18 protein-coding genes and 1 pseudogene are annotated in these 23,063 nt (G+C 71.0%); 8 read left to right on the top strand and 11 right to left on the bottom strand.

The window, feature by feature from the left end; translation table 11 throughout:
* The first annotated feature begins 4 nt into the window (after window positions 1-4).
* Entirely contained in the window at window positions 5-784 is a 780-nt protein-coding gene (locus tag ACTWQC_RS06750) for a sirohydrochlorin chelatase (RefSeq protein WP_443314614.1), read from the top strand.
* Window positions 785-966: 182 nt separating this feature from the next.
* Here ACTWQC_RS06750 and ACTWQC_RS06745 read toward each other — a convergent pair whose 3' ends face one another.
* Entirely contained in the window at window positions 967-1,890 is a 924-nt protein-coding gene (locus ACTWQC_RS06745) for an arginase family protein (protein WP_443314613.1), read from the bottom strand.
* A gap of 180 nt (window positions 1,891-2,070) precedes the next feature.
* Here ACTWQC_RS06745 and ACTWQC_RS06740 point away from each other — a divergent pair, with 180 nt between their 5' ends.
* Window positions 2,071-2,277: a DUF4236 domain-containing protein gene (locus ACTWQC_RS06740; RefSeq protein ID WP_443314612.1), complete on the top strand. Its 207-nt coding sequence runs from the start codon at window positions 2,071-2,073 to the stop codon at window positions 2,275-2,277.
* Between the two features lie 7 nt (window positions 2,278-2,284).
* Here the strand turns inward: ACTWQC_RS06740 and ACTWQC_RS06735 are convergent, their stop codons facing one another.
* From ACTWQC_RS06735 to ACTWQC_RS06725, 3 genes are all read right to left on the bottom strand, one after another.
* Window positions 2,285-2,824: a DUF1697 domain-containing protein gene (locus tag ACTWQC_RS06735; RefSeq protein WP_443314611.1), complete on the bottom strand. Its 540-nt coding sequence runs from the start codon at window positions 2,822-2,824 to the stop codon at window positions 2,285-2,287.
* Window positions 2,825-2,851: 27 nt separating this feature from the next.
* Window positions 2,852-3,925 carry a glycosyltransferase family 2 protein gene (locus ACTWQC_RS06730; protein ID WP_443314610.1) on the bottom strand — a complete coding sequence of 358 codons (1,074 nt, stop codon included), beginning with the start codon at window positions 3,923-3,925 and terminating at the stop codon, window positions 2,852-2,854.
* 378 nt (window positions 3,926-4,303) lie between these two features.
* Window positions 4,304-5,500 (bottom strand): S8 family serine peptidase, encoded by a 1,197-nt coding sequence (locus ACTWQC_RS06725; RefSeq protein WP_443314609.1) that lies wholly within the window; start codon window positions 5,498-5,500, stop codon window positions 4,304-4,306.
* A 385-nt stretch (window positions 5,501-5,885) separates the two neighbouring features.
* On the opposite strand from ACTWQC_RS06725, the gene ACTWQC_RS06720 reads away from it, so the two are divergent.
* Window positions 5,886-8,198 carry an MMPL family transporter gene (locus ACTWQC_RS06720; RefSeq protein WP_443314608.1) on the top strand — a complete coding sequence of 771 codons (2,313 nt, stop codon included), beginning with the start codon at window positions 5,886-5,888 and terminating at the stop codon, window positions 8,196-8,198.
* A gap of 151 nt (window positions 8,199-8,349) precedes the next feature.
* On the opposite strand, the gene ACTWQC_RS06715 is transcribed toward ACTWQC_RS06720, so the two are convergent.
* A complete protein-coding gene (locus tag ACTWQC_RS06715; RefSeq protein WP_443314607.1) occupies window positions 8,350-9,297 on the bottom strand; it encodes a CDP-alcohol phosphatidyltransferase family protein in 948 nt (315 codons plus the stop codon).
* 256 nt (window positions 9,298-9,553) lie between these two features.
* Between ACTWQC_RS06715 and ACTWQC_RS06710 the strand changes: the two genes are divergently transcribed.
* The gene (locus tag ACTWQC_RS06710) at window positions 9,554-10,441 is read left to right on the top strand and encodes a phosphotransferase enzyme family protein (protein ID WP_443314660.1); all 888 of its coding nucleotides are present in this window, start codon (window positions 9,554-9,556) and stop codon (window positions 10,439-10,441) included.
* A gap of 138 nt (window positions 10,442-10,579) precedes the next feature.
* Here the strand turns inward: ACTWQC_RS06710 and ACTWQC_RS06705 are convergent.
* Window positions 10,580-10,840: pseudogene (locus ACTWQC_RS06705) on the bottom strand (GNAT family N-acetyltransferase); the annotation flags it as partial.
* On the opposite strand from ACTWQC_RS06705, the gene ACTWQC_RS06700 reads away from it, so the two are divergent.
* Complete coding sequence (locus tag ACTWQC_RS06700; RefSeq protein ID WP_443314606.1) at window positions 10,839-11,150, top strand: hypothetical protein; 312 nt, start codon at window positions 10,839-10,841, stop codon at window positions 11,148-11,150. The pseudogene ACTWQC_RS06705 and the gene ACTWQC_RS06700 overlap by 2 nt on opposite strands.
* A gap of 49 nt (window positions 11,151-11,199) precedes the next feature.
* Here the strand turns inward: ACTWQC_RS06700 and ACTWQC_RS06695 are convergent, their stop codons facing one another.
* The 5 genes from ACTWQC_RS06695 to ACTWQC_RS06675 form a co-directional block, all read right to left on the bottom strand.
* Entirely contained in the window at window positions 11,200-11,964 is a 765-nt protein-coding gene (locus ACTWQC_RS06695) for a hypothetical protein (RefSeq protein WP_443314605.1), read from the bottom strand.
* An 830-nt stretch (window positions 11,965-12,794) separates the two neighbouring features.
* Window positions 12,795-13,505, bottom strand: coding sequence for a 3'-5' exonuclease (locus ACTWQC_RS06690; RefSeq protein WP_443314604.1), 711 nt, complete (start codon window positions 13,503-13,505; stop codon window positions 12,795-12,797).
* Window positions 13,506-13,704: 199 nt separating this feature from the next.
* Complete coding sequence (locus ACTWQC_RS06685; RefSeq protein WP_443314603.1) at window positions 13,705-14,943, bottom strand: SAV2148 family HEPN domain-containing protein; 1,239 nt, start codon at window positions 14,941-14,943, stop codon at window positions 13,705-13,707.
* A gap of 99 nt (window positions 14,944-15,042) precedes the next feature.
* The gene (locus ACTWQC_RS06680) at window positions 15,043-16,347 is read right to left on the bottom strand and encodes a copper amine oxidase (RefSeq protein ID WP_443314602.1); all 1,305 of its coding nucleotides are present in this window, start codon (window positions 16,345-16,347) and stop codon (window positions 15,043-15,045) included.
* 120 nt (window positions 16,348-16,467) lie between these two features.
* Entirely contained in the window at window positions 16,468-17,289 is an 822-nt protein-coding gene (locus tag ACTWQC_RS06675) for a Tat pathway signal sequence domain protein (RefSeq protein ID WP_443314601.1), read from the bottom strand.
* A 222-nt stretch (window positions 17,290-17,511) separates the two neighbouring features.
* On the opposite strand from ACTWQC_RS06675, the gene glgX reads away from it, so the two are divergent.
* The 3 genes from glgX to ACTWQC_RS06660 all read left to right on the top strand — a co-directional run bounded on the left by glgX (window position 17,512) and on the right by ACTWQC_RS06660 (window position 22,980).
* Window positions 17,512-19,626, top strand: a complete 2,115-nt coding sequence (glgX, locus tag ACTWQC_RS06670; protein ID WP_443314600.1) for a glycogen debranching protein GlgX — start codon at window positions 17,512-17,514, stop codon at window positions 19,624-19,626.
* A gap of 16 nt (window positions 19,627-19,642) precedes the next feature.
* Window positions 19,643-22,126: a malto-oligosyltrehalose synthase gene (treY, locus tag ACTWQC_RS06665; protein ID WP_443314599.1), complete on the top strand. Its 2,484-nt coding sequence runs from the start codon at window positions 19,643-19,645 to the stop codon at window positions 22,124-22,126.
* 158 nt (window positions 22,127-22,284) lie between these two features.
* Window positions 22,285-22,980, top strand: a complete 696-nt coding sequence (locus ACTWQC_RS06660) for a helix-turn-helix domain-containing protein (protein ID WP_443314598.1) — start codon at window positions 22,285-22,287, stop codon at window positions 22,978-22,980.
* The last annotated feature ends 83 nt before the right edge of the window (window positions 22,981-23,063 follow it).

Genomic DNA, 23,063 nt, shown 5'->3' with positions numbered 1-23,063 from the left:
GCCCATGCACGCCCCTGCGCCCTCGCCCGTACTCCTCGTCGTCGCCCACGGCAGCCGCGACCCGCGGCACGCGGCGACCGTCACCGCGCTCACCGAGCGGGTGCGGTCGCTGCGGCCCGGGCTGCGCGTCGAGACCGGCTTTCTCGAGTTCAACGCGCCGAGCGTGCCGCAGGTCTTGGAAAAACTCAGCCTGGAACGGCCGGGCGCCGGGGCTGTGCGGGACGTCATAGCCCTGCCGCTGCTGCTCACCCGTGCCTTCCACGCCAAGTCGGACATCCCGACCGTCCTGCGCGAGGCGTCTGCCCGCCTCCCCCGGCTCACCCTCCGGCAGGCGGACGTACTCGGCCCGTCCCCGCTCCTCACGGCCACCCTGGAGCGGCGGCTGTACGAAGCCGGGGTGCGCCCCGGCGACCGGCGCTCGACCGGGGTCGTGCTGGCCTCGGCGGGCTCATCGGACCCGGAGGCGATCGCAGTGATCGCTGAAATCGCGCGGGAGTGGCGGCACACCGGCTGGTGCGCCGTGCGACCTGCGTTCGCCTCCGCATCACTTCCCCGCACCGAGGACGCGGTGCGGCAGCTGCGCGCCGAGGGCGCGCGGCGGGTGGCCGTCGCGCCGTACGTCATCGCTCCCGGCTTCCTGCCGGACCGCATCGCCGCGGGCGCGCGGGAGGCCGGCGCCGACGCGCTGGCCGGTGTCCTCGGCCCGTCCCCCGAACTGGCACGGCTCCTGCTCCAGCGCTACGACGAGTCCCGCGTACCGCGGATCGCGGCACTGACGGCCTGATGGAGCCGGGGGCTGCTCCCGGCCGGGAAGGTTCGGGCCTGTTGGGCTGCTGGGGCGGAGCAAGGCCCCCAGGTACGCATGCGCGTGAGGCGGTACGCATACGCGTGAGGCGCGGCGGGCCCGTCTCGGTCTCGCCGGTCCTCGCCCGGATCCGGCGCATGATGGCCGGAGAGCGGCCATGGTTACGAGCGCGCCAGCAGATCTCCGAGCAGCCCGACCAGCGCTTCGGCTCCGGAACCGTCCGGGTCCTTGGCCGGGTTGTAGCAGCCGATCGACAGGCCCGCCAGGCGGCCGCGGTCAGCGGTCAGCGGCTGCATCAGGTCGTGGAGTTCGGCGGTGGTCAGGCCGCCCGGCATCAGGTAGTCGGTGGCCGGGAAGGCCTGCTCGTCCAGGACGTCGACGTCGAGGTGCACCCAGTGGCGGCCGTCCGGCGTACCGGCGGCCAGGCGGTCCCGCGCATCCGCCCCGGCCTCGCGCATACCGCGGGAACGCAGGTCCGCGGGGCTGAGTTCGGGCCGCAGTCCGACTTCCTCCGGCAGGACCGAGGCCAGCCCCGCGGCCTCCTCGCGGTCCCGCGGTCCGAGGAGGGCGAGCCGGTCGGCAGAGACGATGGGGGCGGCCACCTCGTCACACCACGCGGCTGGACCGGCGCCGGTCACCACGGCCACCGGCATGTCCGCGGGCTCGCCCGTGGTCGACGTCCGGCCGTCGTAGAGATCGAGGTGCCCGTCCAGGTAGGCCAGGCCCACAGTGCCGAGGGCGTCGTGCGCGCCCGCCAGCGCTCCGGGAAGCAGGGTGCAGTCGCCCCCGAGCACGAGCGGCACTGTGCCCTCGCGCACGATGTCGGCGAGCCGGGCCCGCAGCGCCCCCGTGGCGGCGCGCACGGACGGCCATCCCTGGACACCGGTTCTGGCGTCCCTGGCCGGGCCGACGAGCCGTACGTCGAGATCACCGAGGTCGGACGCGGCTGCGACGGCGTCCGCCAGGCCTGCGGCCCGCAGGGCCGCCGGGGCCAGCTCAGTGCCGGTGGGCGGGTCGCCCGGCTCGGGCATGCCCACGCAGTGGATGGGCACGCCGACCAGTACGACCTGGTACGGACGGCTCACACGCCCAGTCTCGGCCCCCGGGACACGACCGGCAATCCGACATCATGGGAAGAAAATCATCGACCCTGTAGATCCGTCGACCCCGTTGGCCCCGTTGACCCATCGATACGTCGACCCCGTTGCCCCGTTGACCCGTCGATTCGCCGATCCATCGATCCATCGATCCGAGCGAGGCGCCCGATGCCGATCCACTACCACAAGCGCGTGACGATCGTCCCCAAGCTCGTCCACCTCAACCTGAGCCCGCACGGTTGGTCCGTATCGTTCGGTCCGCGTCAGGCTCACATCACCTGGCACCGCCACGGCCGACGTACGACGACGGTGCGGCTGCCCGGCGGCTTCTCCTGGCGGCGGCACAGCCGTGGTCACGGCGGAGACCACCACTGACGGAGGGTCAGCCGTCCGTCATCCCCAGCAGTTTGGTGACGGTGTTCCAGTTCCGGGCGGTGGCGGTGACGCCGAGCTTGGCGTTCGCCAGGACCTCGGCGAGCTTGCTTCTGCCGATGCCGTTCGGGCAGTGCAGAAAGATCTCGCGCTCGCCGAGCCGGAACTCGTCCGGCAGGTACGCTTCCGGGTCGATGCCGCTCAGCCGCCCCGGATCGACGGGTCCCGACAGGAAGGTCACCAGGAACTTCGCGGGTTCGAAGGACGAGGGCGGAAAGGGATTCCGTTCGACCACGGCACGCAGCTCGGCCGCGCTGAGGACGACGCACGCCACCTCGAACCCGAAGCGGTCCGCCAGGGCCCGCTCGAGCTCGGCCGCGACCCGGCCCGGGTCCTGCTCGTCGCGGCTGAAGACCGCGTTCCCGCTCTGCAGAAGCGTGCGGACGTCGCCGTAACCGAGCCCGCCGAGCAGTTCCCGCAGGGCCGCCATCGGCACCTTCTTGTGGCCGCCCACATTGATCCCGCGCAGCAGCGCCACATACGTCGTCACGCCTGCACCCTACGCGAGCCCCGGTGCTCACCCTGCCGGACAGGGGGTCGAAGCGCGGCCCTTCTCGTACACGGTGAGTCCCCGGGACAGCCGGAGCGGGACCAGGAGGAGTTCGACGGCGAGGGCCTTCCAGGCGTAGTAGAGGTTGACGACCTTGTTCGGGTAGACGCAGGGGATGTTCAGGAGCACGCCGAGGAGGGGGAGTCTGCGGCGGTGGGCCGCGTAGACGAGGGGTGGTGCGGTGAGGAGGACTTCCGCGGCGACCCACCACGCCAGGGCCGATGCCAGGGACTGTTCCGTCGTCGCCGCGAGGACGAAGGGCGTGGCCCACCACAGCGGTGCCGTGAGGATCTCCACCAGCGCGAGGAGGATCCAGAGGGCGAGCAGGGGCTTCCTGGTCACGAGCGGTCCCAGGTGCAGGCGCACGTTCTGGCAGAAGCCCGCCATCCAGCGCCACACCTGCTTGCGCAGATATCTGAGGGTCTCGGGGTCGGCCGCCCACGCCACCGCGTCGCCGACGTAGACGGCTCTGCGGCCCTCGATCTGCCGGGACCAGGTGAAGTCCATGTCCTCGACGATCGTGCGCTCGGGGAAGCCTCCGGACGCCACGAGGACGTCGCGCCGGAATGCCGAGCAGCAACCCGAGCAGACCATGGGGCTGTTGGCGCGGTTCTGGATCGGCCGCTGCCAGTGAAAGCCGAAGAGGTACTCGACCGATCGCCCGCGCTCCCAGACCGTCCGCGTGAAGCGCGTCTGCACATTGCCCGCCGCCACGACCACACCGGGGTCGTCGAAGGCCGGTCCGATCCGCTCGATGTAGTCGGGGGCGAGCACGGTGTCGGCGTCGACCGCGAGCACGAGATCGGTGTCGCAGTGCGGCAGCGCGTAGTTCTGCGCCTTCGCCTTGCTGCCGAGGTTGCGCGGCGGCCGCAGCACCGTCACGCCGTGGCCCGCCGCCACCTCTCCCGTACGGTCGGTCGAGCCGTCGTCGACGACGATGACCTCGTCCGCCCGGACCGTTTGCCGGGTGAGGGACTCAAGCGTGGCAGGAAGGCCCTCCTCTTCGTTGTGAGCCGGGACGATGACCGTGACGCTCCGCATAGCTGATTCCCCCCGAGTTTCAGAACTCCGCTGCCCACGACCGTGGCCAGCCCGATGACGCCGTAGACGATGGTGCTGAGGCCGATGAACGGCAGACCCCCGTGCATCCCGTACCCCCGTTTCGCTGCTGCCCCGTGACGTGGCGTCGGTCCATCACGCCGTTTACGTCACTGACAGTAGCCGTACTCGCCGAATCATGCCTCCGGCGATCGCATCCTGTGGATAACTCGGGCCGGAAGCCAGAAAGCCGGGAGTCCGGAAGTCCGGAAGCCCAGAATGCCGGAAGCCCGGAATGCCGGGAAACACGGAACCGGCCGCCGCGCCCCGTGGGGGAGGGCGCGGCGGCCGGCGACTGAGAGCGGCGCGACGGCGGGAGGGTTACTCCACGACCTTCAGCAGCTTGTTCGGGGTGCCTTCGCTCGGGTTGGAGATCTTGTCCGGCGTGGCGCCCTCGGTCAGCGCGGTCGCCACCGCGTCAGGCGCGGCGTCCGTGTGGTTGCCGAGGTAGAGGGCGGCGGCACCGACGACGTGCGGCGTGGCCATCGAGGTACCGGAGATGGTCTTCGTACCCGTGTCGCTGTCGTTCCAGGCGGAGGTGATCTCCGAGCCCGGGGCGTAGATGTCCACCACGCTGCCGAAGTTGGAGAAGTCCGACTGCTCGTCGTTCTCGGTGCTGGAAGCGACGGTGATCGCCTCCTTCACCCGGGCCGGGGAGCCCTCGCCCGCGTCGGCGGACTCGTTGCCCGCCGCGACACCGAAGGTCACGCCGGAGGCGATCGCCTTCTGCACAGCCGCGTCCAGGGCCTCGTCGGCGCCACCGCCGAGGCTCATGTTGGCGACGGACGGACCCTGGTGGTTCTCCGTCACCCAGTCGATGCCCGCGACGACCTGCTCGGTGGTGCCGGAGCCCTGGTCGTCCAGGACGCGGACGGCGACGATCTTGGCCTTCTTGGCGACGCCGTGGTTGGTACCGGCGATGGTGCCCGCGACGTGCGTGCCGTGGCCGTTGCCGTCGTCCGCCGAGTCGTCGCCGTCGACGGCGTCGAAGCCGTGCGACGCCCGGCCCTCGAAGTCCTCGTGGCTGATCCGCACACCGGTGTCGATGACGTACGCGGTGACGCCCTCGCCGGCGCCGTCCGGGTAGGTGTACTTCTTGTCGCCCTCGGTGTCGGCCTGGTCGATCCGGTCCAGGCCCCAGGACGGCGGGTTCTCCTGGGTGGCGTTGATGCTGAACTTCTTGTTCTGCACGACCTTGCCGACGGCCGGGTCGGCGGCGAGCCGCTTGGCCTCGGTCTCGCTGAGCCCGTTGGCGGAGAAGCCGTTGATGGCGGAGGAGTAGTTGCGCTTGAGCTTGCCGCCGTACTCCTGGGCCAGGTCCTTCTTGTCGGCCTTCTTGTCCAGCATGACGATGTAGCTGCCGTCGACGGCGCCCTTGGCATCGGCGCCGTAGATCTTGCCTTCCGCGGGCGCGGCGCCCGCGGGGAGCGTCAGCAGGGTTCCTCCGGCGATTGCGGCGACCGCGGCGGATATCGCCACCGTGAGCCGTCGCTTGCTGGAACGCTTGTGTGTAGCCATGAAGAGAGATCTCCTCGTGTGCTGTGTGGGGGGTTGAAAGCGTTGTTGCCAACGCCCCGGCACGCAGCAAGATCTGCGCCCGGGTGGCTCGAAACCCTGTCTGATTGACGCGCTCAAATCAATGGCGGCTCGCAGGTGTGACGTGCGCAACAACCCCTCGAGCTTCAGAAATCGCCACAGAATGGACGAAGTTGAAGCTGATCGCCTCAATTCCCTTTACGTGTAAGGGGTCATGGTCCCCCGTAGTGGGGAGAGCCCCACTCCAAATGGTGGAGGCCGCGTTCCAGGAGATCACCGGGCAGCAGGATGAGGCGACGCCACGCGCACCCTAGCGTCATAGCGAAGGTGGCGGCATGGTGCCGCCGCCGCGCCCGAGGGGGGAAACGTGGCGAGCCACACACCAGGGACGGACGACCCGAGATCAAGGACGGATGCCCGGCACGGGCCGCGCGGCTTCGCGGCCCGCGCCGGGAGCTGGAGCGCACGGCACCGGTGGACGGCCGTCGGCGCCTGGCTGGTCTTCGTCGTACTCGCGCTGTTCATCGGGTCCATGGCGGGCCGGGTGGACGTGTCGGAGACCGAGCAGGTGCCCGGTGAGTACGGCAGCGCGGTGAAGATCCTCGACGAGGCGGGCATCGAGGACCCGGCGGGCGAGATGGTGCTCGTCCAGGCGGCCGAGGCCAAGGGCGGTCCCAAAGCGACCGACACCGTCTTCCGCGACGCCGTGGACGACGTCGTCTCCGCGGTGCGGAAGACGGGCGAGGCCGCCGCCGTGACCTCCCCGTACGACTCCAAGTCCGTTTCGAAGGACGGCCGTTCCGCGCTGGTCCGGTTCCAGATCCGCGGCGACCCGGACACCGCGGCCGACCGGGTCCAGCCGGTCGTCGACGCGGTGGCGAAGGTCGCGGACGCGCACGAAGAACGGGGCCTGCGGGTCGAGCAGTTCGGCAGTGCCAGCTCCGAGAAGGTCTTCAACGACGCGTTCGGCGACGACTTCCAGCAGGCCGAGTTCTCCGCGCTGCCCATCGCGCTCGGCATCCTGCTCATCGCGTTCGGCGCGCTCGTCGCGGCCCTGCTGCCGGTCGCGCTCGCGATGACCGCGTTCCTGGCCACCACGGGTCTGGTGGCCGTCGTCAGCCACGCCGTGCACATGAGCGACACCGCCAACTCCGTGATGCTGCTGGTCGGTCTGGCCGTCGGCGTCGACTACTGCCTGTTCTACCTGCGCCGCGAGCGCGAGGAGCGGGCGGCGGGGCACGACGCGCAGACCGCGCTGCGGATCGCGGCGGCGACCAGCGGCCGGGCGATCCTCGTCTCCGGAGTCACCGTGATCGTGGCCATGGCCGGAATGCTCTTCACCGGCATCGCCGAGTTCCAGGCGATGGGTCTGGCGACCCTCATGGTGGTCGCGGTCGCGATGGTCGGCTCGGTGACGGTGCTGCCCGCGCTGCTGTCGCTGCTCGGCGAGCGGGTGGAGAAGGGCAGGGTGCCGTTCCTGCACAGGATCAAGCGGGGCGGCGGCAACGGCGAGAGCCGGTTCTGGCGGAAGGTCCTCGGCGGCGTGCTGCGCAGGCCGCGGCTGTCCGTCGTGGCGGCGGGCGGCGCGCTGGTGGCGCTGGCGCTCCCGGCGATCGGGATGAACACCGCGAACCTCACCCTCGACCAGGAGCTCGGCGACGACCTGCCGATCGTCCGCGCGTACCAGCACATGAACGAGGCCTTCCCCGGCGGCCCCGACCCCGCCAAGGTCGTCGTCAAGGCCGAGGACATCACCGCGGCCCCGGTACGCGCCGCCCTCGGCGACTTCCGCAACCGGGCGGTCTCCTCGGGCGCCTCCACGGGCCCCGTCGAGGTGACCGTGCACGAGAAGCAGGACGTCGCGGTCCTCGAAGTGCCCCTCTCCGGCGGCACCGACGAGGCGGAGAGCGAGCGGAGCCTGCGCACCCTGCGTGAGGACATACGGCCCGCGACGTTCGGTGAAGTGCCGGGCGTCAGCGCCCCGATCGGCGGCCAGACCGCGGCCTCGATGGACTTCAACGACAAGCTCGGCTCGAGCGTGGCCCCGGTCTTCGCCTTCGTCGTCGTCTTCGCCTTCATCCTGATGCTGCTGTGCTTCAGGTCGCTGACGATCGCGGTGACGTCGATCGTGCTCAACCTGCTGTCGGTGGGCGCGGCGTACGGCATCCTCACCGCCGTCTTCCAGCACGGCTGGGGGGCGGGCCTGGTCGGCGCGGAGGGCGTGGGCGCGATCGTGTCCTGGCTGCCGCTCTTCCTGTTCGTGATCCTGTTCGGGCTGAGCATGGACTACCACGTGTTCGTGGTGTCCCGGATCCGCGAGGCCCGGGTGCGCGGGCTGACCACGCGCGGTGCGATCACGCACGGCATCACCACGACGGCGGGCGTGGTGACCAGCGCGGCGGTCATCATGGTCGCGGTCTTCGCGATCTTCGGCACGCTGTCCATGCAGAGCATGAAGCAGATGGGGGTGGGGCTCGCGGCGGCGGTGCTCATCGACGCCACCGTCATCCGGGGCGTCCTGCTCCCGGCGGTGATGGCGCTGCTGGGCGAGCGCAACTGGTACCTGCCGAGGTGGCTGCGCCGCCTGCCCGACCTGTCGCACGACGAGTCGGCGCTCGCCGCCCAGCCGAGGACCACCGCCTTGGAGGGCGGTGACGAGCCGGAGCGGGTGAAGGTCTGACTCCGGCACGGGGGTACGTACGGGCCCGGGGCGCGCGCCCCGGGCCCGTACGCCTGCCGCTCGCCGCAGGGGCTCGGCGCTCCGCGCCCGCGGGCGCGGCAGGGGCCGGGGCCAGGGCCGGGGCGGGGCCGGACCGGAGCGGGGCCGGACCTCAGGCCGTCTTCTGGAAGGCCTCGATCGTGCGGGTGAAGTCGCGGGTGGACAGCAGCAGTTTGTAGATGATGGCCAGTTCGAAGACGAGCAGCAGCGCGCCCGCCCCGACGGTCACCGGTGCCACCGCGTCGACCGCGGGTCCGATGATGAACACGGCCATCTGGAACTCGATGCCGCTGACGAGGTGCGTACGGATACGGTGGCGGAGCAGCAGCGTCCGGAAGCGCGCGTACCAGGGGAAGCGGTGCCGGAACTCCTGGTGCAGATCGACGACTTGGAGCCGCGGCCGGTCCTGGTCCTCCGTGGCCTGAACGGGCGGGTCGTCATCGGCCAGCGTCCTGTCCTGCTCGAGGTCGGCGGTCGGATTGTTCTCCAGCAGGTCCTCCATGAAGGCGAGTTCACGCTCGTTCTCGGCCCGGCGGGCCTCCCGTACCCGGGCCTTGATCTGCTTGCGCATGCCGTGCCGGATCTTGAAGATCTGCAGCGCGTCGACATAGCGCAGCATGTCGAGGAAGACCACCGCGAGGGCGAGCCACAGGTAGATGGCCTCGCCGCTACGGGCGAACTGCCCGCCCATCAGCGCCACCGCACAGGCCAGCACCCGGACCCGGTCGAAGACGTAGTCGAGCCAGGCGCCGAAGACCGAGCCGGTGCCGGTGAGCCGGGCGAGTTTGCCGTCCATGCAGTCGAGTACGAAGCTCAGGTGGTACAGCCCGGCACCGGCCAGCAGCCAGCCCCAGCTGCCGACCGCGAAGCAGGCGGCGGCGCCGAGACCGAGGAACAGCGCGAACCAGGTGATCTGGTTCGGGCTGATCCGGGTCCACATGGCTGTCCAGCGGACGAGCGGGGTGGCGACCGGGTCCACGAGCAGCACGGTCCACCAGGCGTCGCGCTTCTTCTCGGTGGTGCGGCGCACCTCGTCGAGGGTCGGTATGTCTCGGGGCATGGCCAACTTCCGTGGGCGGCGGCAGTGATTCGTTCTCTTGACGTGAGGAACCAGGAATTGGGTTCACCTGACGTTAGGAATGCCGTCATCCGAGAGACAAGATCCGCCCGTTACAACCTTTTGCCCGGGGTAACCGTCTCAGTGGTTGCCCGAGTCGATGGCCATGTCAGGCTCGGAGCCCCCGGCCCGAACGAAACCGGCCACAGGTTCATGGGCAGACTGGTGTGGTCGGATCAGCGGGAGGCGGAGGGTGAGGATGGCGCTCGGGGCGGGGTTTACCGAGGGGCGAGCACGGGAGGTGCTCGCCGCCGCCGGGTACGCGTCGGGCGAAGCCCGGCTCCTCGCCCTCGGCGAGAACGCGGTGTTCGCCCTCGCCCAGAGCGCCCACGACGCCCCCGTCGTCCGCATCGGCCGCAGCGCCGAACTGCTCGACCGGATGCGGCGCGAGCTGCGCACCGCGGCCTGGCTCGGCGAGCAGGGCGTCCCCGCCGTACGCCCCGCCGAGCCCGAGGCCCGGCTGGTCGAAGGCCACCCCGTATCGGTGTGGCGCCGCATCCCCGACCGCGTACGCCCGGCCGGCGCGGCCGACCTGGCCGCCCTGCTCCGGCTCGTGCACCGGCTGCCCGCCCCGCCGTTCCCCCTTCCGCGGCGCGACCTGCTCGGCGGCGTCGAGCGGTGGCTGCGGCTCGGCGGGCGGGCGATCGACCCGGCGGACGCCGCCTTCCTGCGCGAGCGCCGCGACCGTTTCACCGCCGCCGCGGCGGACCTCGTACCGCGACTGACGCCCGGTCCCATCCACGGCGACGCGCTGCCGCGCAATGTGCACGTCGGCCCGGAAGGCCCGGTGCTCGTGGACCTGGAGACCTTCTCCGGCGATCTGCGCGAGCACGACCTGGTGGTCATGGCGCTGAGCCTGGACCGCTACGGGCTCGACCCTGCCGAGTACGCCACCTTCACCACCGCGTACGGCTGGGACGTGCGGGAGTGGGAGGGCTGTGCCGTGCTGCGCGGCGCCCGCGAGACCGCGAGCTGCGCGTGGGTGGCCCAGCACGCCCCGGGGAATCCAGCGGCGCTTGCCGAGTTCCGCCGCCGGGTCGCGTCGCTGCGCGAAGGCGAACGATCAGTCCGCTGGCACACGTTCTAGTCGTTTCCAGACGCTCCAACGCCTGCCAGAACTGCCCCGTGCGGAACCGGTTCCGCCCCTTCCCACGCACGTAAGGGACGGTCGACGCCGCATGACTGGTCGCTACCGTCCTACGCGCGCGAAGCCCCTGCTGCGCGCTCAGCGGAGGTCGAGCAGCATCACGTCATGGAGGTCCGCGCCCGTCCACGGTCGCGCCTCGCCGATCTTGCGGTACCCCCACGCCCGATACGCGGCCGACGCTGCCTTGCTGTCCGGGTAGACGTTGAGCAGCACACGCTCGGCCTCGACGCCGTCGAGCAAGGTCTCGTGCAGACGGCGCGCGATGCCTAGTCCGCGCCACGATCCGCGCACCGCAAGTTCCATGATCCCGAAGGTGCGGCACCCGTCCTCGTGCCGCATGAACACCGCGACCAACCCAGACTCCCGCTGGCTCTTCCCCGGCCGTCGTGCCAGCCAGCCGCTACACCCCAACGGTCTCTCCGGCCAGCTCAACGACCTCGGCATCCCCACGACCGCCGCCCGGACCGCAGCGATCCGTCAGCAGGTCGTGGAGATACCCGCCCCCGTCGTCGCCGATGCCCTCGGCTACCACCACGTCACCATGACCCGCCTCGCGTCCGAGGCCGGAGGAACCTGGAGCCGATACGCCGCCGGCGACCACACACGGTCACCAGCAGGCTGGACTCCACGGGGAACTGGTGACAGTTGAATAGGAGAGCCCACCAGTAGGATGACCGGCGACCGGCCCCGCGCACGGGTCAGCGCAGCAGTGCACCGCGCAGGGTGAGCCCGTGATGGCGGCGCAGCCGGTGCGCCTCCCACCAAGACAGCGCGGTCACTGAAACGGGGGCGCCTAGGATGAAGCCCACCCGGATGAGCAGCGGGACGTCGGCGTATGACCCGGTGATGTAGCCCAGCTGGTTGAGCAGCGGGACGTCGGCGTATGACCCGGTGATCAGGTCCAGGATCGCCATCTCCCATACCAAGATGGGGGCGAGCGTCGGCGGTACCAGCTCATGGATGTCGGCGGTACGGAAGACGTGGACGAGTGCCAGCACCATGCCGTACAGGACGAAGCCCATCGCCCACAGGAGCACCACCGCGCTGATGAGCTTGCCAGGGAGACCGACGAAGTGCTGGATCCCCAATGACGCCCCGATGACGAGGCCGCCCGCACCGTTCACCGCCAGCAATGCGCCGAGAGGTCGCAGGGCCCGGCGCAGATAGACCCGGCGCAGGCTGCCTCGGGTGGCGAACACGAACGCCCCGACCACGACCGGGAATGTGCAACTCAGCGCCAGGGTGCTGAACCAGGCCTGGTTGAAGCGCTCGTGGGCGGCGACCTTGATGTCGTCCGCGTTGTTGATGGTGCTATAGGCGACCGTCAGCGATACCCACGCGGCGACGCCCAACACCGTCCGCCATACCTGGAGCTTCTTGACCGTCGGGTCCTCGATCCGGTCCGGGCGGGACGGCTGGAACACCAACTTGGCCGCGTAGAACGGGCTTAAGACGATATGCAACAACCCTCGTGGTCCTGTTCTGGATCAAGCGCCCAGGGGAGCCTACCCGGGTGGAGGCGTCGCCGTCGGCGAACTTGGTGGTAACCGTCCAGCCCCTCGACGGCACCCGAACGCCCCGGCGATCCCGGCACAGCGCAAGGCCCGCCGCGAGTACGAGAACCGCGTCAACGCCCTCGGCATCCCCACCACCGCCAGCCGGGCTGCGGCGATCCGTCAGCCAGTCCTGGAGATGCCAGCCCCCGTCGTCGCCGATGCGCTCGGCTACCACCGCGTCACCACGACCCGGCTCGCCTCCGAGGCTGGAGGAACCTGGAGCCGATACGCCCCTGGCGACCACACACGGTCACCAGCAGGGTGGGTTCCACGGAGAACTGGCGACAGTTGAATAGGCGAGCCCACCAGTATCAACCCCCTACATCCGAGCTGATCAGTTGCAACCGAAGTTGGCTCAAGGCGCCTGTGCCACAGGCGAGTTGAGGCGCCGTTACGGCAACGCGGATGGACTGGGGCAGATCGAACCCGTTGCGCCGGCTGCCGGGCATGGACGGGCACGAGTGAAGTCGACCGCGCGACTGACGCTGCGAACCGCGCCATGCAGGCCCTGCGCTGACCAGACCGGCCATTCCGGCGCTGCGACCCCGCGACCCCTACCGCGCCTCGGCGGCCTCGCAAGGCGAGCGCCCCGACTCGTGTCTCCCGGCGAGCCAGAGCGCTCGCTTTGTCGGGGTTCAAATCCTTGCCGGGCGCGCTGTTTGCCCAGGTGAGAGGGGCGCGCTAAGTGAGCCCGGACGTCTCCTCACGGCCCGCCCGCAATCCGCCCGCACCCACCCTCAGAACGGCAGTGCCCGCAGCGGCCAGCTGCCGTCCACGACGGCCTCCGGGTCCCGCTGTCGCAGCCACTTCTGATATCCGGCGGCCCAGCGCGCGTACCAGCTCACCTGGCTGCGGTGCAGCGCCCACGGCTCCAGCTCCGCCACCCGCGCGTGCCGCTCGGCCAGCGCGCAGGCCACCCGCACCGCCGCGACCGCGTCCGCGCTCGCCTGATGCGCCGCCGACAGCACCACGCCGTACTCCCCGCAGGTCGCCACCAGCGTCCGCTTGCCCTTGCGGTAGCGGTCCACGGCACGGTCGATGGTGTACGGGTCGACGATCGGGCCGACCTCTCCCCCGCCCAGCCGCTGGGGCAGCGACGGCAGCCCGTGCCGCCGCAGCTCCGCGGCGAGCATCGTCAGGTCGAAGGCCGCGTTGTACGCGACGACCGGCACCCCGGCCTTCCAGTAGCCGATCAGCGCGGCCGCTATCTCCTCCACCACCTCGCGCGCCGGGCGCCCCTCGGCGGCGGCCCGCTCGGTCGTCACGCCGTGGATCGCCGCCGCCTCCTCCGGGATGTCGACGCCCGGGTCGGCCAGCCACTCGCGGTGGCGTATCGGCTCCCCGCCCTCGACCTCCACGACCGCGGCCGTGACGATCCGCGCCTCGCGCGGGTCGGTCCCCGTCGTCTCCAGGTCGAAGCCGATCAGCAGCTCCCGGTGCCAGCCCATGCCCGCGGCCCCCCTCTGTTGTCCTGCTCCCCCAGTTGGTTCCACCCTCCCACGCACCACTGACAGTCCGGCCGACCGGACCTGGCGGCCCCTCAGGACATCCTCAGAACGCCTCGGGGACGCCTCGGGACCCCTCGGGCCTCGGGACCCCTCGGGACGCCTCGGGACGCCTCGGGACAGCTTCAGGGCAAGAAGGCATTCAGGACACCGGGCGCGAGTCCGTCCAGACGCTCTCGAACTCCTCGCGGTAGGTCTGGAAGAGCCCGGTCTCCTCGTTCGTGCCGCTCTCCTGCACGAGATTGCGCCCGCCGCCGCGCAGCACCAGCACCGGCGCCTCCATCCCCCGCGCCTTCCGCAGATACGACTGGACGACCGCCAGCCCGTCGGAACCATCCCCGTTGACCACGTACGCGGTGAAGCGGGGCGTCTCGTCGAAGACGCGGATCTCGAAGCCGCCGGTGTCCCGCAGCCGGGCCCGCACCCGCCGCATGTGCATGATGTTCATCTCGACCGAACGGCTCAACTCGCCTTTCTTGAGCCCCAGTTCACGCTCCCTGCGCCGCACCGCGCTGCTCGCCGGGTTGAGGAACAGCAGCCGCGTACGGCACCCCGCCTCGGCCAGCCGCACCAGCCGCCGGCCCGAGTAGTTCTGCACCAGCAGATTCAGGCCTATGCCGATGGCGTCGAGCCGCCGCGCGCCCCCGAAGAGGTCCTCGGCGGGCAGCTGCCGCTGCAGCCGCACCCGGTCCGTGTGCACCCCCACCACGTCCGCGTACCGCTCGCCGACCAGGTCTTCCACGGCGTCGACCGGCAGCCGGTCCGCCGAGGGCGCGCCCGCCCCGCTGCCCAGGATGTCCAGCAGCCGCGCGGAGGCCCGTTCGGCCTGGGCGAGGACCGTCGCGGACAGGGCACGGTTGCGGGAGACGACGTTGCGCGCGACCTCCAGCTCGTCGAGGGCGAGCTCGAGGTCGCGCCGGTCGTCGAGGTACGGCTCGAAGCACGGCCAGTGCTGCACCATCAGCTCGCGCAGCTGGGGCAGCGTGAGGAAGCTGAGGACGTTGTCGTCGGCGGGGTCGAGCAGATAGCCCTTGCGCCGGCTCACTTCGCGTACGGCGACGGCCCGCTGCACCCACTCGTGTCCGGCGGGCCCGGCCGCCGCGACCACCCACTCCTCGCCGTGCACCGGTTCGTAGATGGGGCGCAGCACCGCGGCGACGACCGCCCGCAGGCGCTGTTCGACGAGATTCAGCCAGATGTAGGCCCGGCCCGCCCGCCGGGCGCGTACGCGTACTTCGGTCCAGGCGTCGGCGCCCCAGTCCAGTTCTGCTCCGATCTCCATCGGGTGCGCCACGGACACCGCGCCCGGGGTGACGCAGCCCGGACCGCCCTGCTGGCCTCCATCGCCAGGGGGCAGTTCCAGCCCGCCGCCCGAGCTCACCAGTGCACCGCCTTCCGCCCCCCGATCCACGATCAAGGAAGAGTACTGCGTGGGCGGAGGGCGGTGCACCTCATCAGTTCACACGTCCACCAACTCTCCTCAGGGCTCGGACGGTTGGCCGTTCTGGTCGGCGAGACCGGCCGGTGTGAGCGGACTCATGGCCGTCACGTCACGCGGTGCGAGCTGGAAACCCTGCCAGTGGACGGGCATCGGGGTCTGGTCCTCGTCGCGCGCCACGTGGTGGAAACCGACGTTCACCCAAACGACGGGGTGCTTGAGGGGCTGTCCGTTGACCCAGGTGTCCACGCTGGTGCCGGGGCACCTGCGATTGTGGCTGGCGAACTGCTGGCACTTGTCGTACTCGGTGAAGTAGACGTCGTTCCTCGTGTACGGGCGGCCGGGGTACTTGTTGTTGTGCCCGAGCACGATCTCGTACGACCGCGGGTGATTGTCCTTGTTCTTCCCCGCCGTGCTGACGACGCGCCACCAGCGCTGCTCGCCGCTCTTGCCCGCCAGCTCCTTGGTGATGTCGGTGCGCTTGGTCTTGGTCGTCGGGGTCCGCCCGGCGTGCGGCGTGGTCGTGGCGTCGAACTGCTGGACCTTGGCGTTGGGCGAGCCGTCGAGGCCGAAGTTGAGCCGCCAGAAGATGTTGTGGCTGTGGCTGGTGGCGTAGTCCTTCGCGCCCTTGCCGATGGGCCAGCCTCGGCCGTCGGAGGCGTCGTAGTCCATCGGGGAGAGGTTGCCGGTCGCGCCGACCTGGGTGGAGATGGTGCCGTCGTCGGAGAACCGCCACTCGGTGATGTACTCGTACCAGCCGACCTTGTTGACGGTGTAGACGAGCAGGTCCTTGCCCTGGGCGGACCAGACCTTGTTGCTGGTGTCCGAGGCCGCGCGGTACGCGTGCCCGCGGGCGCGCGTGGTGGTGCACAGGCCGTTGACCGCGTCCGCGTGCGGCAGCTTGACCTTCTTCAGGGTGCCGCCCGGGCACTCCTGGGCTCCGAGGTTCTGCACGCCCTCGCCGAAGCCGTAGCCGGTGAGGTCGTCGAACTCGCTCGAGCCGTTGTCGTACGGCACATGGATCTGGCCGAGCTTGGCGGTGGTGAGGACGGGTATCGGGCGGGCCTCGCCCCTGGGCTGGTAGGTCACCTTGTCCAGCACAAGACCGGCCTTGGACTCGTAGTGCCAGCACATCCGCCAGGTCGTGCCGCCCGCGAGCTTCTGCTCGATCCGGGAGGCGGCGCCGCAGCTGGGCGCAGCGGCTGGTGCCTCGGGTGCCTGAGGCGCCTGGGGCGTCCTCGGTGCGGCCTGGGCGGGGGCGGCCGCGAGGGCCGCGCCGCCGATCAGGGCCGCCGCGGCGACTGCCGACACCCGCGCGCGGGCACGGTCGATTCTTCTGTCATGCATGAATGGGTGACTCCGCTTTGCTCGTGATCAACGAATTGCGGTCAGGTAGTGCAGTCGAGGAACTGCGGTCGAGGCGTTGCGGCCGGTGGTCTTCCGGCCGGGCCTCGGGACGTCATTCGGTCAGCCGACGCGGCCGACGCGGCGCTCGCTGAGGTCGATGACGAGGTTCCGGGTGTCGATCCAGGGCCCGTTCCTGGCCTTGGTGAACAGCCGTACGCAGCGGTGGCTGCCGCATTCGCGCAGCCCCGCCGGCCCGTCGTTCTCCTCGTCCACGCGGTAGACCATGCCGGTCGTCTCCAGCTGGTCCGGCGCCGTGAGCTCCTTGCCCGTGGCGTCCTTGTAGTCCTTCTTCAACTCCGCGCCCAGCGGGTCGGACAGCAGCACCTTCACGGCCTCCGCCGCCTCCGCCCGGGTCGGCGGCGGCTGCTCGCCCCGCCGCGTGTCCGTGTCCTCGACCTTGCCCGTCGTCAGGTTGACCGTCCTGAGGACGAGCGTGTCGTCCTTGTAGTCGTAGTACGAGATCTCGGCGCGGCGGGGCGGTGCGGCGGCGCCGACCTCCGCGGGCTTCAGCTCGGCGAGGTCCGTGCTGAGCCACTGCGGGCCCGCGGCCCCTTTCACGTCCTCGCTCGTCGAGCGCAGCCCCTGGGGCCCCTGCCCCAGTGCGAGCCGCTCGGCCAGCTTCAGCTCGCCGTCGGTGAGCGCGTCCCGTCCGGTGCCCTTCTCGCCGGTGGCCGGCTGCTCCTCGACCACGCCCGGCTGCTGTCCCCCGCCCTGGTCCTGGGCCTCGTCCTGGGTGGCGGCCGAGCCGCGCGCGTCCCCCGGCCCGTCCTCCGCGCCCGCGCTCCCGGGCAGCGTCACCCCGACCATCACCGCGGTGCCGGTCACCGCGATGGCCGCACCCGCCACCAGCTTTGCCAGGTGGCGGTGCATCAACCTGTGCACACGTTCCCCCCTCTTCTCCAGCCCCCTGCTGAGTCCCGCATACGAATGCAGCGGTCACCCGGTAGGACGAGCCGTTGTCGTAGGAGGTTGCCCTCCTTTCGAGGAAGATCTGACCAAAGTGCCCCACAAGTCCGTTGATTGGGCAAGGATTTCTGTTCGGCTGTCCGGACAGGGGGTTCGCCGTCTCGCGGAGCCCGGAGCAGAAGTGGAAGAGTCGACATCATGCAGGTCTGGCCGGGACAGGCGTACCCCCTCGGCGCGACGTACGACGGCGCCGGAACCAATTTCGCGGTGTTCTCCGAGGCCGCCCACAGAATCGAGCTCTGCCTGCTGCACGACGACGGTTCCGAGACCGCGGTGGAGCTCCGCGAGTCCGACGCCTTCGTGCGCCATGCCTATCTGCCGGGCATCATGCCGGGCCAGCGGTACGGCTTTCGCGTCCACGGCCCGTACGAGCCCTCCCGCGGCCACCGCTGCAACTCGGCGAAGCTGCTGCTCGACCCGTACGCCCGGGCGATAAGCGGCGAGATCGACTGGGACGAGGCCGTCTACGGCTACCACTTCGGCAGGCCGACCGACCGCAACGACCTCGACTCCGCGCCGCACACGATGGCCTCCGTCGTGGTCAACCCCTACTTCGACTGGGGCGACGACCGGCCGCCGCGGACCGACTACCACCGCACGGTGCTGTACGAGGCCCATGTGAAGGGCCTGACGATGCGCCACCCGGCTCTGCCCGAGGAGCTGCGGGGCACGTACGCGGCGCTCGCCCACCCCGCCGTCATCGAGCACCTCACCGAGCTCGGCGTGACGGCGCTCGAGCTGATGCCCGTACACCAGTTCGTGCACGACAACCGGCTGGTGGACGCGGGCCTGGCGAACTACTGGGGCTACAACACCATCGGCTTCTTCGCGCCGCACAACGCCTACGCCTCCTGGGGCGACCGCGGCCAGCAGGTGCTGGAGTTCAAGTCCGCGGTGCGGGCGCTGCACCAGGCGGGCATCGAGGTCATCCTCGACGTGGTCTACAACCACACGGCCGAGGGGAACCACCTCGGTCCGACGCTGTCCTTCCGCGGCCTGGACAACGCCTCGTACTACCGGCTGGCCGAGGACCAGCGCTACTACATGGACACCACGGGGACCGGGAACTCCCTCCTCATGCGCAGCCCGCACGTGCTGCAGCTGATCATGGACTCGCTGCGCTACTGGGTGACCGAGATGCATGTGGACGGCTTCCGCTTCGACCTGGCGGCGACCCTGGCCCGGCAGTTCCACGAGGTGGACCGCCTCTCGTCCTTCTTCGACCTGGTGCAGCAGGACCCGGTGGTCAGCCAGGTGAAGCTGATCGCCGAGCCCTGGGACGTCGGCGAGGGCGGCTACCAGGTGGGCAACTTCCCGCCCCTGTGGTCGGAGTGGAACGGCATGTACCGGGACACGGTCCGCGACCTGTGGCGGGGCGAGCCGCGCACCCTGGCCGAGTTCGCCTCCCGGCTCACCGGCTCCTCGGACCTCTACCAGAGCGACGGGCGGCGGCCGATCGCCTCCGTCAACTTCGTGACCTGCCACGACGGCTTCACCCTGCGCGACCTGGTGTCGTACGACCAGAAGCACAACGAGGCCAACGGGGAGAACAACCGGGACGGCGAGAGCCACAACCGGTCGTGGAACTGCGGGGCGGAGGGGGAGACGGGCGACCCGGGCGTGCTCTCGCTGCGCGCCCGGCAGCAGCGGAACTTCATCGCGACGCTCATGCTGTCCCAGGGCGTGCCGATGCTCAGCCACGGCGACGAGTTCGGGCGCACGCAGGGCGGCAACAACAACGCGTACTGCCAGGACAACGAGCTGTCGTGGGTGCGCTGGCCGGGACCCGGCGACGACCGGGGGCTGCTGGAGTTCACACGTTCGATGGTGTGGCTGCGCCGCGACCACCCGGTCTTCCGGCGCCGCCGCTTCTTCCACGGCAGGCCGGTGGAGGGCACGCACGACGAGCTGTCGGACATCGCGTGGTTCACGCCGGAGGGCGAGGAGATGCGGCAGCGCGACTGGCAGGCGGCGTCCGCGCGGTCGCTCAGCGTCTTCCTCAACGGCCACGCGATCTCCGAGCCGGGCCCGCGCGGGGAGCGGATCAGGGACGACTCCTTCCTGTTGATGTTCAACGCGAGCTCCGAACCGCTGGACTTCGTGGTGCCGGTCAACCACGGGAAGCAGTGGCAGGTCGTGGTCGACACCGCCCGTGCGGAGGGCGTGGAGCCGGGCAGCGGCCCCAAGGTGAAGGCAGGTGACCGGATCACGCTGCTGGACCGGAGCCTGACGGTGCTGCAGCGCCCGGCATAGCGGGTACGGGTCTGCCATGACGCCTGAGCCTGATGCGGCGGCTCCCGGTCCGCCGCCACCTCCCACCGCCACCTACCGGCTCCAGCTCCAGCCGGGCTTCCCGTTCTCCGACGCCGCCGGGGCCGTGCCCTACCTCGCCTCGCTCGGCGTCTCGCATCTGCACCTCTCGCCGGTGCTCGAGGCGGTGCCGGGCTCGACGCACGGCTACGACGTGGTGGACCACACCGCCGTACGGGCCGAGCTGGGCGGCGAGGAGGGCCTGCGGGCGCTGTCCCGCACGGCGCGCGAGCACGGGCTCGGCCTGGTGCTCGACATCGTGCCGAACCATATGGCGGTTCCCGTGCCGGAGCGGCTGAACCGGCCGCTGTGGGAGGTGCTGCGGGACGGTCCCGACTCGTCGTACGCGCGCTGGTTCGACATCGACTGGGACGCACACGGGGGACCGCACGGCGGTCGCGTCCTGATGCCCGTGCTGGGGCGGCGGCTCGGCGACGAGCTGGAGCACATCCGGCTCGACGGGGACGTGATCCGCTACGACGACCATGAGTTCCCGGTGCGGCCCGGCACCGCGCACCTGCCGCTGCCGGAGCTGCTGGACGCCCAGTGGTACCGGCTCGGCTGGTGGCGGCTGGCCCGCACCGAGCTGAACTACCGGCGGTTCTTCACCATCTCCTCGCTGATCGGCGTGCGGGTGCAGGACCCTGAGGTGTTTCAGGCCACGCACGGCAAGGTGCTGCAGCTGCTGCGCGAGGGCGTGGTTGACGGGCTGCGCATCGACCATCCCGACGGGCTCGCGGATCCCGGGGCATATCTGCGGCGGCTCGATACGGCGACCGGCGGCCGCTGGACCGTCGTCGAGAAGATCCTCACGGGCGAGGAGCGGCTGCCTGCGGACTGGCCGGTCGCGGGCACCACCGGCTACGACGCGCTGCACCGCGTCGACGGGCTCTTCGTCGACGCGGCGGGAGCCACCGAACTCACCGGCGTCTACCGCGGCTTCACGGCCCAGCCCGAGGACCGGGGCGGCGAGTGGGCCGCCACCGTGCGCCGCGCCGGGTACCAGGTGGTCACCCACGAGCTGGCCGCCGAGGTCTCCTGTCTGGCCGGGCTCGCGGCCCGGATCTGCGAGGCGAGCCCGAAGCTGCGCGACCACGCGCCCTGGGCGCTGCGCACCGCGATCCGGGAACTGCTGGTCCGGGTGCCGGTGTACCGGCCGTACGCGGTCGCGGGCGAACGGGTGCCGGAGAGCGACGCGGAGATGGTCCGGGCCGCGGCCGAGGGGGCGCGCGCCGCGTTCACCGTGCCCGAGGAGGCGGACACGGTGGATCTCGTACGGGATCTGGCGCTCGGGCTGCTCGGCGCGACGCCGGACCACGCCGCCTTCTGCGCGCGCTTCGCCCAGGCCTCGTCCGCACTGCGTGCCAAGTCCGTGGAGGACAAGGCGTTCTACCGCTATGCGCCCTTGCTGTCGGCCGCGGAGGTCGGCGGCGACCCGGGCAGCCCGGCCGTGTCACCCGAGGCCTTCCATGCGTTCTGCGCCCGGCTGCAGCGCGATTGGCCGCTGAGCGCGACAGTGCTGTCCACGCACGACACCAAGCGCAGCGCGGATGTGCGCGCCTGGATCGCGCTGCTGACGGAGGTCCCGGGCGAGTGGGCGGAGCTGCTGGAACGCCTGACGAAGGAGACGACGCGGGCGGGCGGCGCCCGCGCCCCCGACCGGCACGTCGCCTGGACGGCCTGGCAGAGCGCCTTCGGACTCGGCTTCCCGCGCTGTGACCGAGCACAACCGGACCGACTGGTTCCGGCGGTGCTGAAGTCGGTGCGCGAGGCGGGACTGCGGACGTCCTGGACCGAGGCCGACCCGGTGTACGAGGCGGCGGTGGAGGCTTTCACGGAGGCGGGGCCGTGCGGTCCGCCACGGCAATCGACGGCTCTCTTCCGCCGCTCGCTCGACGAGTCCGCCCGCGCGAACATCCTCGGCGCGGCCCTGCTGCACCTGACGATGCCGGGGGTGCCCGACGTCTACCAGGGCACGGAGCTGGAGTACGCCGCGCTCGTCGACCCGGACAACCGGCACCGGCCCCACTTCCGGCCACAGCTGCTGTCCGCCCTGGACGAGGGCCGCGAGCCCCACGACCTCTCGGAGGAGAAACTCCGCCTCACCGCCACCGCCCTGCGGCTGCGCCGCGAACACCCGCACTGGTTCGGCGAGTCGGGCTCGTACGAGCCCCTGACCGCCCACGGTCCGGCGGCCCGCCACTGCGTGGCCTTCGCCCGCGGCGACGCGTCGATCACGGCGATCACCCGCCTCTCCCGCCGCCTGACGGACACGGGCGGCTGGCGCAACACGGAGCTGCCCCTCCCCGAGGGCGCCTGGACGGACCTGCTGTCGGGAGCTGGGGTACGGGGAGGCCGGGTCCCCTTGACGGACCTCTTCGCTGCGTGGCCGGTGGCCCTGCTGGTGCGAAACGAGCACGCGAAGGGAGGGCGGGGGCGATAGCCGCCCGATCAAGGACGGATCTCAGGGCGAACCTTCTGCTGTAAAGAACGAAGGGCGCGAACCGCTGGACACGATCCCGGGGTGTCCCTACGTTGTGGTCTCCCGCGACATGGTCTGACCAAGTCCGAAGGATGCAGCGACACGACGGAGGGGGACACATGCATCCGTACAGGGCCACTGACCCGGCAAGGCCCTCGTTCAACCCCGACGCAGCGCGCCGGGCCCGCCAGGCCATCGGGCTGGGGCCCGAAGAGGTCTCCCGCGCCATGCGGGCGGCGTACGGTGCGGCCGTCGCACCGATCACGGTCCTGAGCTGGGAGTCGGGCGACGAGACGCCGACCGAGGCGGAACTGAGGGCCCTGGCCGGTGCACTGTGGTGCTCGATCGGCGATCTGATGGGCACCCCGACCACGGTGCACCAGCACCGGCTCGCCCGCCGGGTTTCCGCATGGGACGTGGCGGTACGCCTCGGCGTGGCACCCGAGACGTACGAGACCATGGAGCGGACCGGACGGTGGATGCTGACCGAACGTCAGACAGGGCTGCTGGCCGAGATGCTGGAGCTGCCGATGTCCGCGTACCTCGAAGTGTGCGGACAGACAGCCGCACTCGACGACTTGCTGCGCAAGGCCGTGACCACCCGCTGGCAGGCGTACATCCAGCCGGTCTGCAGGCTGCTGCCGCTGCCGCGCGCCCGGGTGGAGGGTGTCCTGCACTACCTGCACGCCGAGTACCAGTCGGTCGTCGGCACCCTCGACTGGGGCGGGGGGACGATATCCCGGGAGCCCAATGGCGAGGGCCGAGCCTTCCTGGGGCGCATCGTGGAGCTGTTCTGCGAACGGCTGGATCTGTGACCCGCGCCCGACCGGCGCGGGTCGGAGGCGAGGCTGCGCGGGCGCGCTGGGCGCGGTCGGCTACGAGCCGGACACAGGCGGTC

Source organism: Streptomyces sp. 8N616, assembly GCF_052246385.1.
Taxonomy (GTDB): domain Bacteria; phylum Actinomycetota; class Actinomycetes; order Streptomycetales; family Streptomycetaceae; genus Streptomyces.
The sequence above is the reverse complement of the archived record's forward strand: the minus strand, read 5'-3'. Positions and strand labels throughout refer to the sequence as shown.

Bases quoted from the DNA above. Each gene is read 5' to 3' on its own strand.
- ACTWQC_RS06750 (WP_443314614.1), top strand. From the start codon at position 5: ATGCACGCCCCTGCGCCCTCGCCCGTACTCCTCGTCGTCGCCCACGGC.
- ACTWQC_RS06740 (WP_443314612.1), top strand. From the start codon at position 2,071: ATGCCGATCCACTACCACAAGCGCGTGACGATCGTCCCCAAGCTCGTC.
- ACTWQC_RS06730 (WP_443314610.1), bottom strand. From the start codon at position 3,925: ATGCGGAGCGTCACGGTCATCGTCCCGGCTCACAACGAAGAGGAGGGC.
- ACTWQC_RS06725 (WP_443314609.1), bottom strand. From the start codon at position 5,500: ATGGCTACACACAAGCGTTCCAGCAAGCGACGGCTCACGGTGGCGATA.
- ACTWQC_RS06715 (WP_443314607.1), bottom strand. From the start codon at position 9,297: ATGCCCCGAGACATACCGACCCTCGACGAGGTGCGCCGCACCACCGAG.
- ACTWQC_RS06710 (WP_443314660.1), top strand. From the start codon at position 9,554: ATGGCGCTCGGGGCGGGGTTTACCGAGGGGCGAGCACGGGAGGTGCTC.
- ACTWQC_RS06700 (WP_443314606.1), top strand. From the start codon at position 10,839: ATGAACACCGCGACCAACCCAGACTCCCGCTGGCTCTTCCCCGGCCGT.
- ACTWQC_RS06690 (WP_443314604.1), bottom strand. From the start codon at position 13,505: ATGGGCTGGCACCGGGAGCTGCTGATCGGCTTCGACCTGGAGACGACG.
- ACTWQC_RS06680 (WP_443314602.1), bottom strand. From the start codon at position 16,347: ATGCATGACAGAAGAATCGACCGTGCCCGCGCGCGGGTGTCGGCAGTC.
- glgX (WP_443314600.1), top strand. From the start codon at position 17,512: ATGCAGGTCTGGCCGGGACAGGCGTACCCCCTCGGCGCGACGTACGAC.
- treY (WP_443314599.1), top strand. From the start codon at position 19,643: ATGACGCCTGAGCCTGATGCGGCGGCTCCCGGTCCGCCGCCACCTCCC.
- ACTWQC_RS06660 (WP_443314598.1), top strand. From the start codon at position 22,285: ATGCATCCGTACAGGGCCACTGACCCGGCAAGGCCCTCGTTCAACCCC.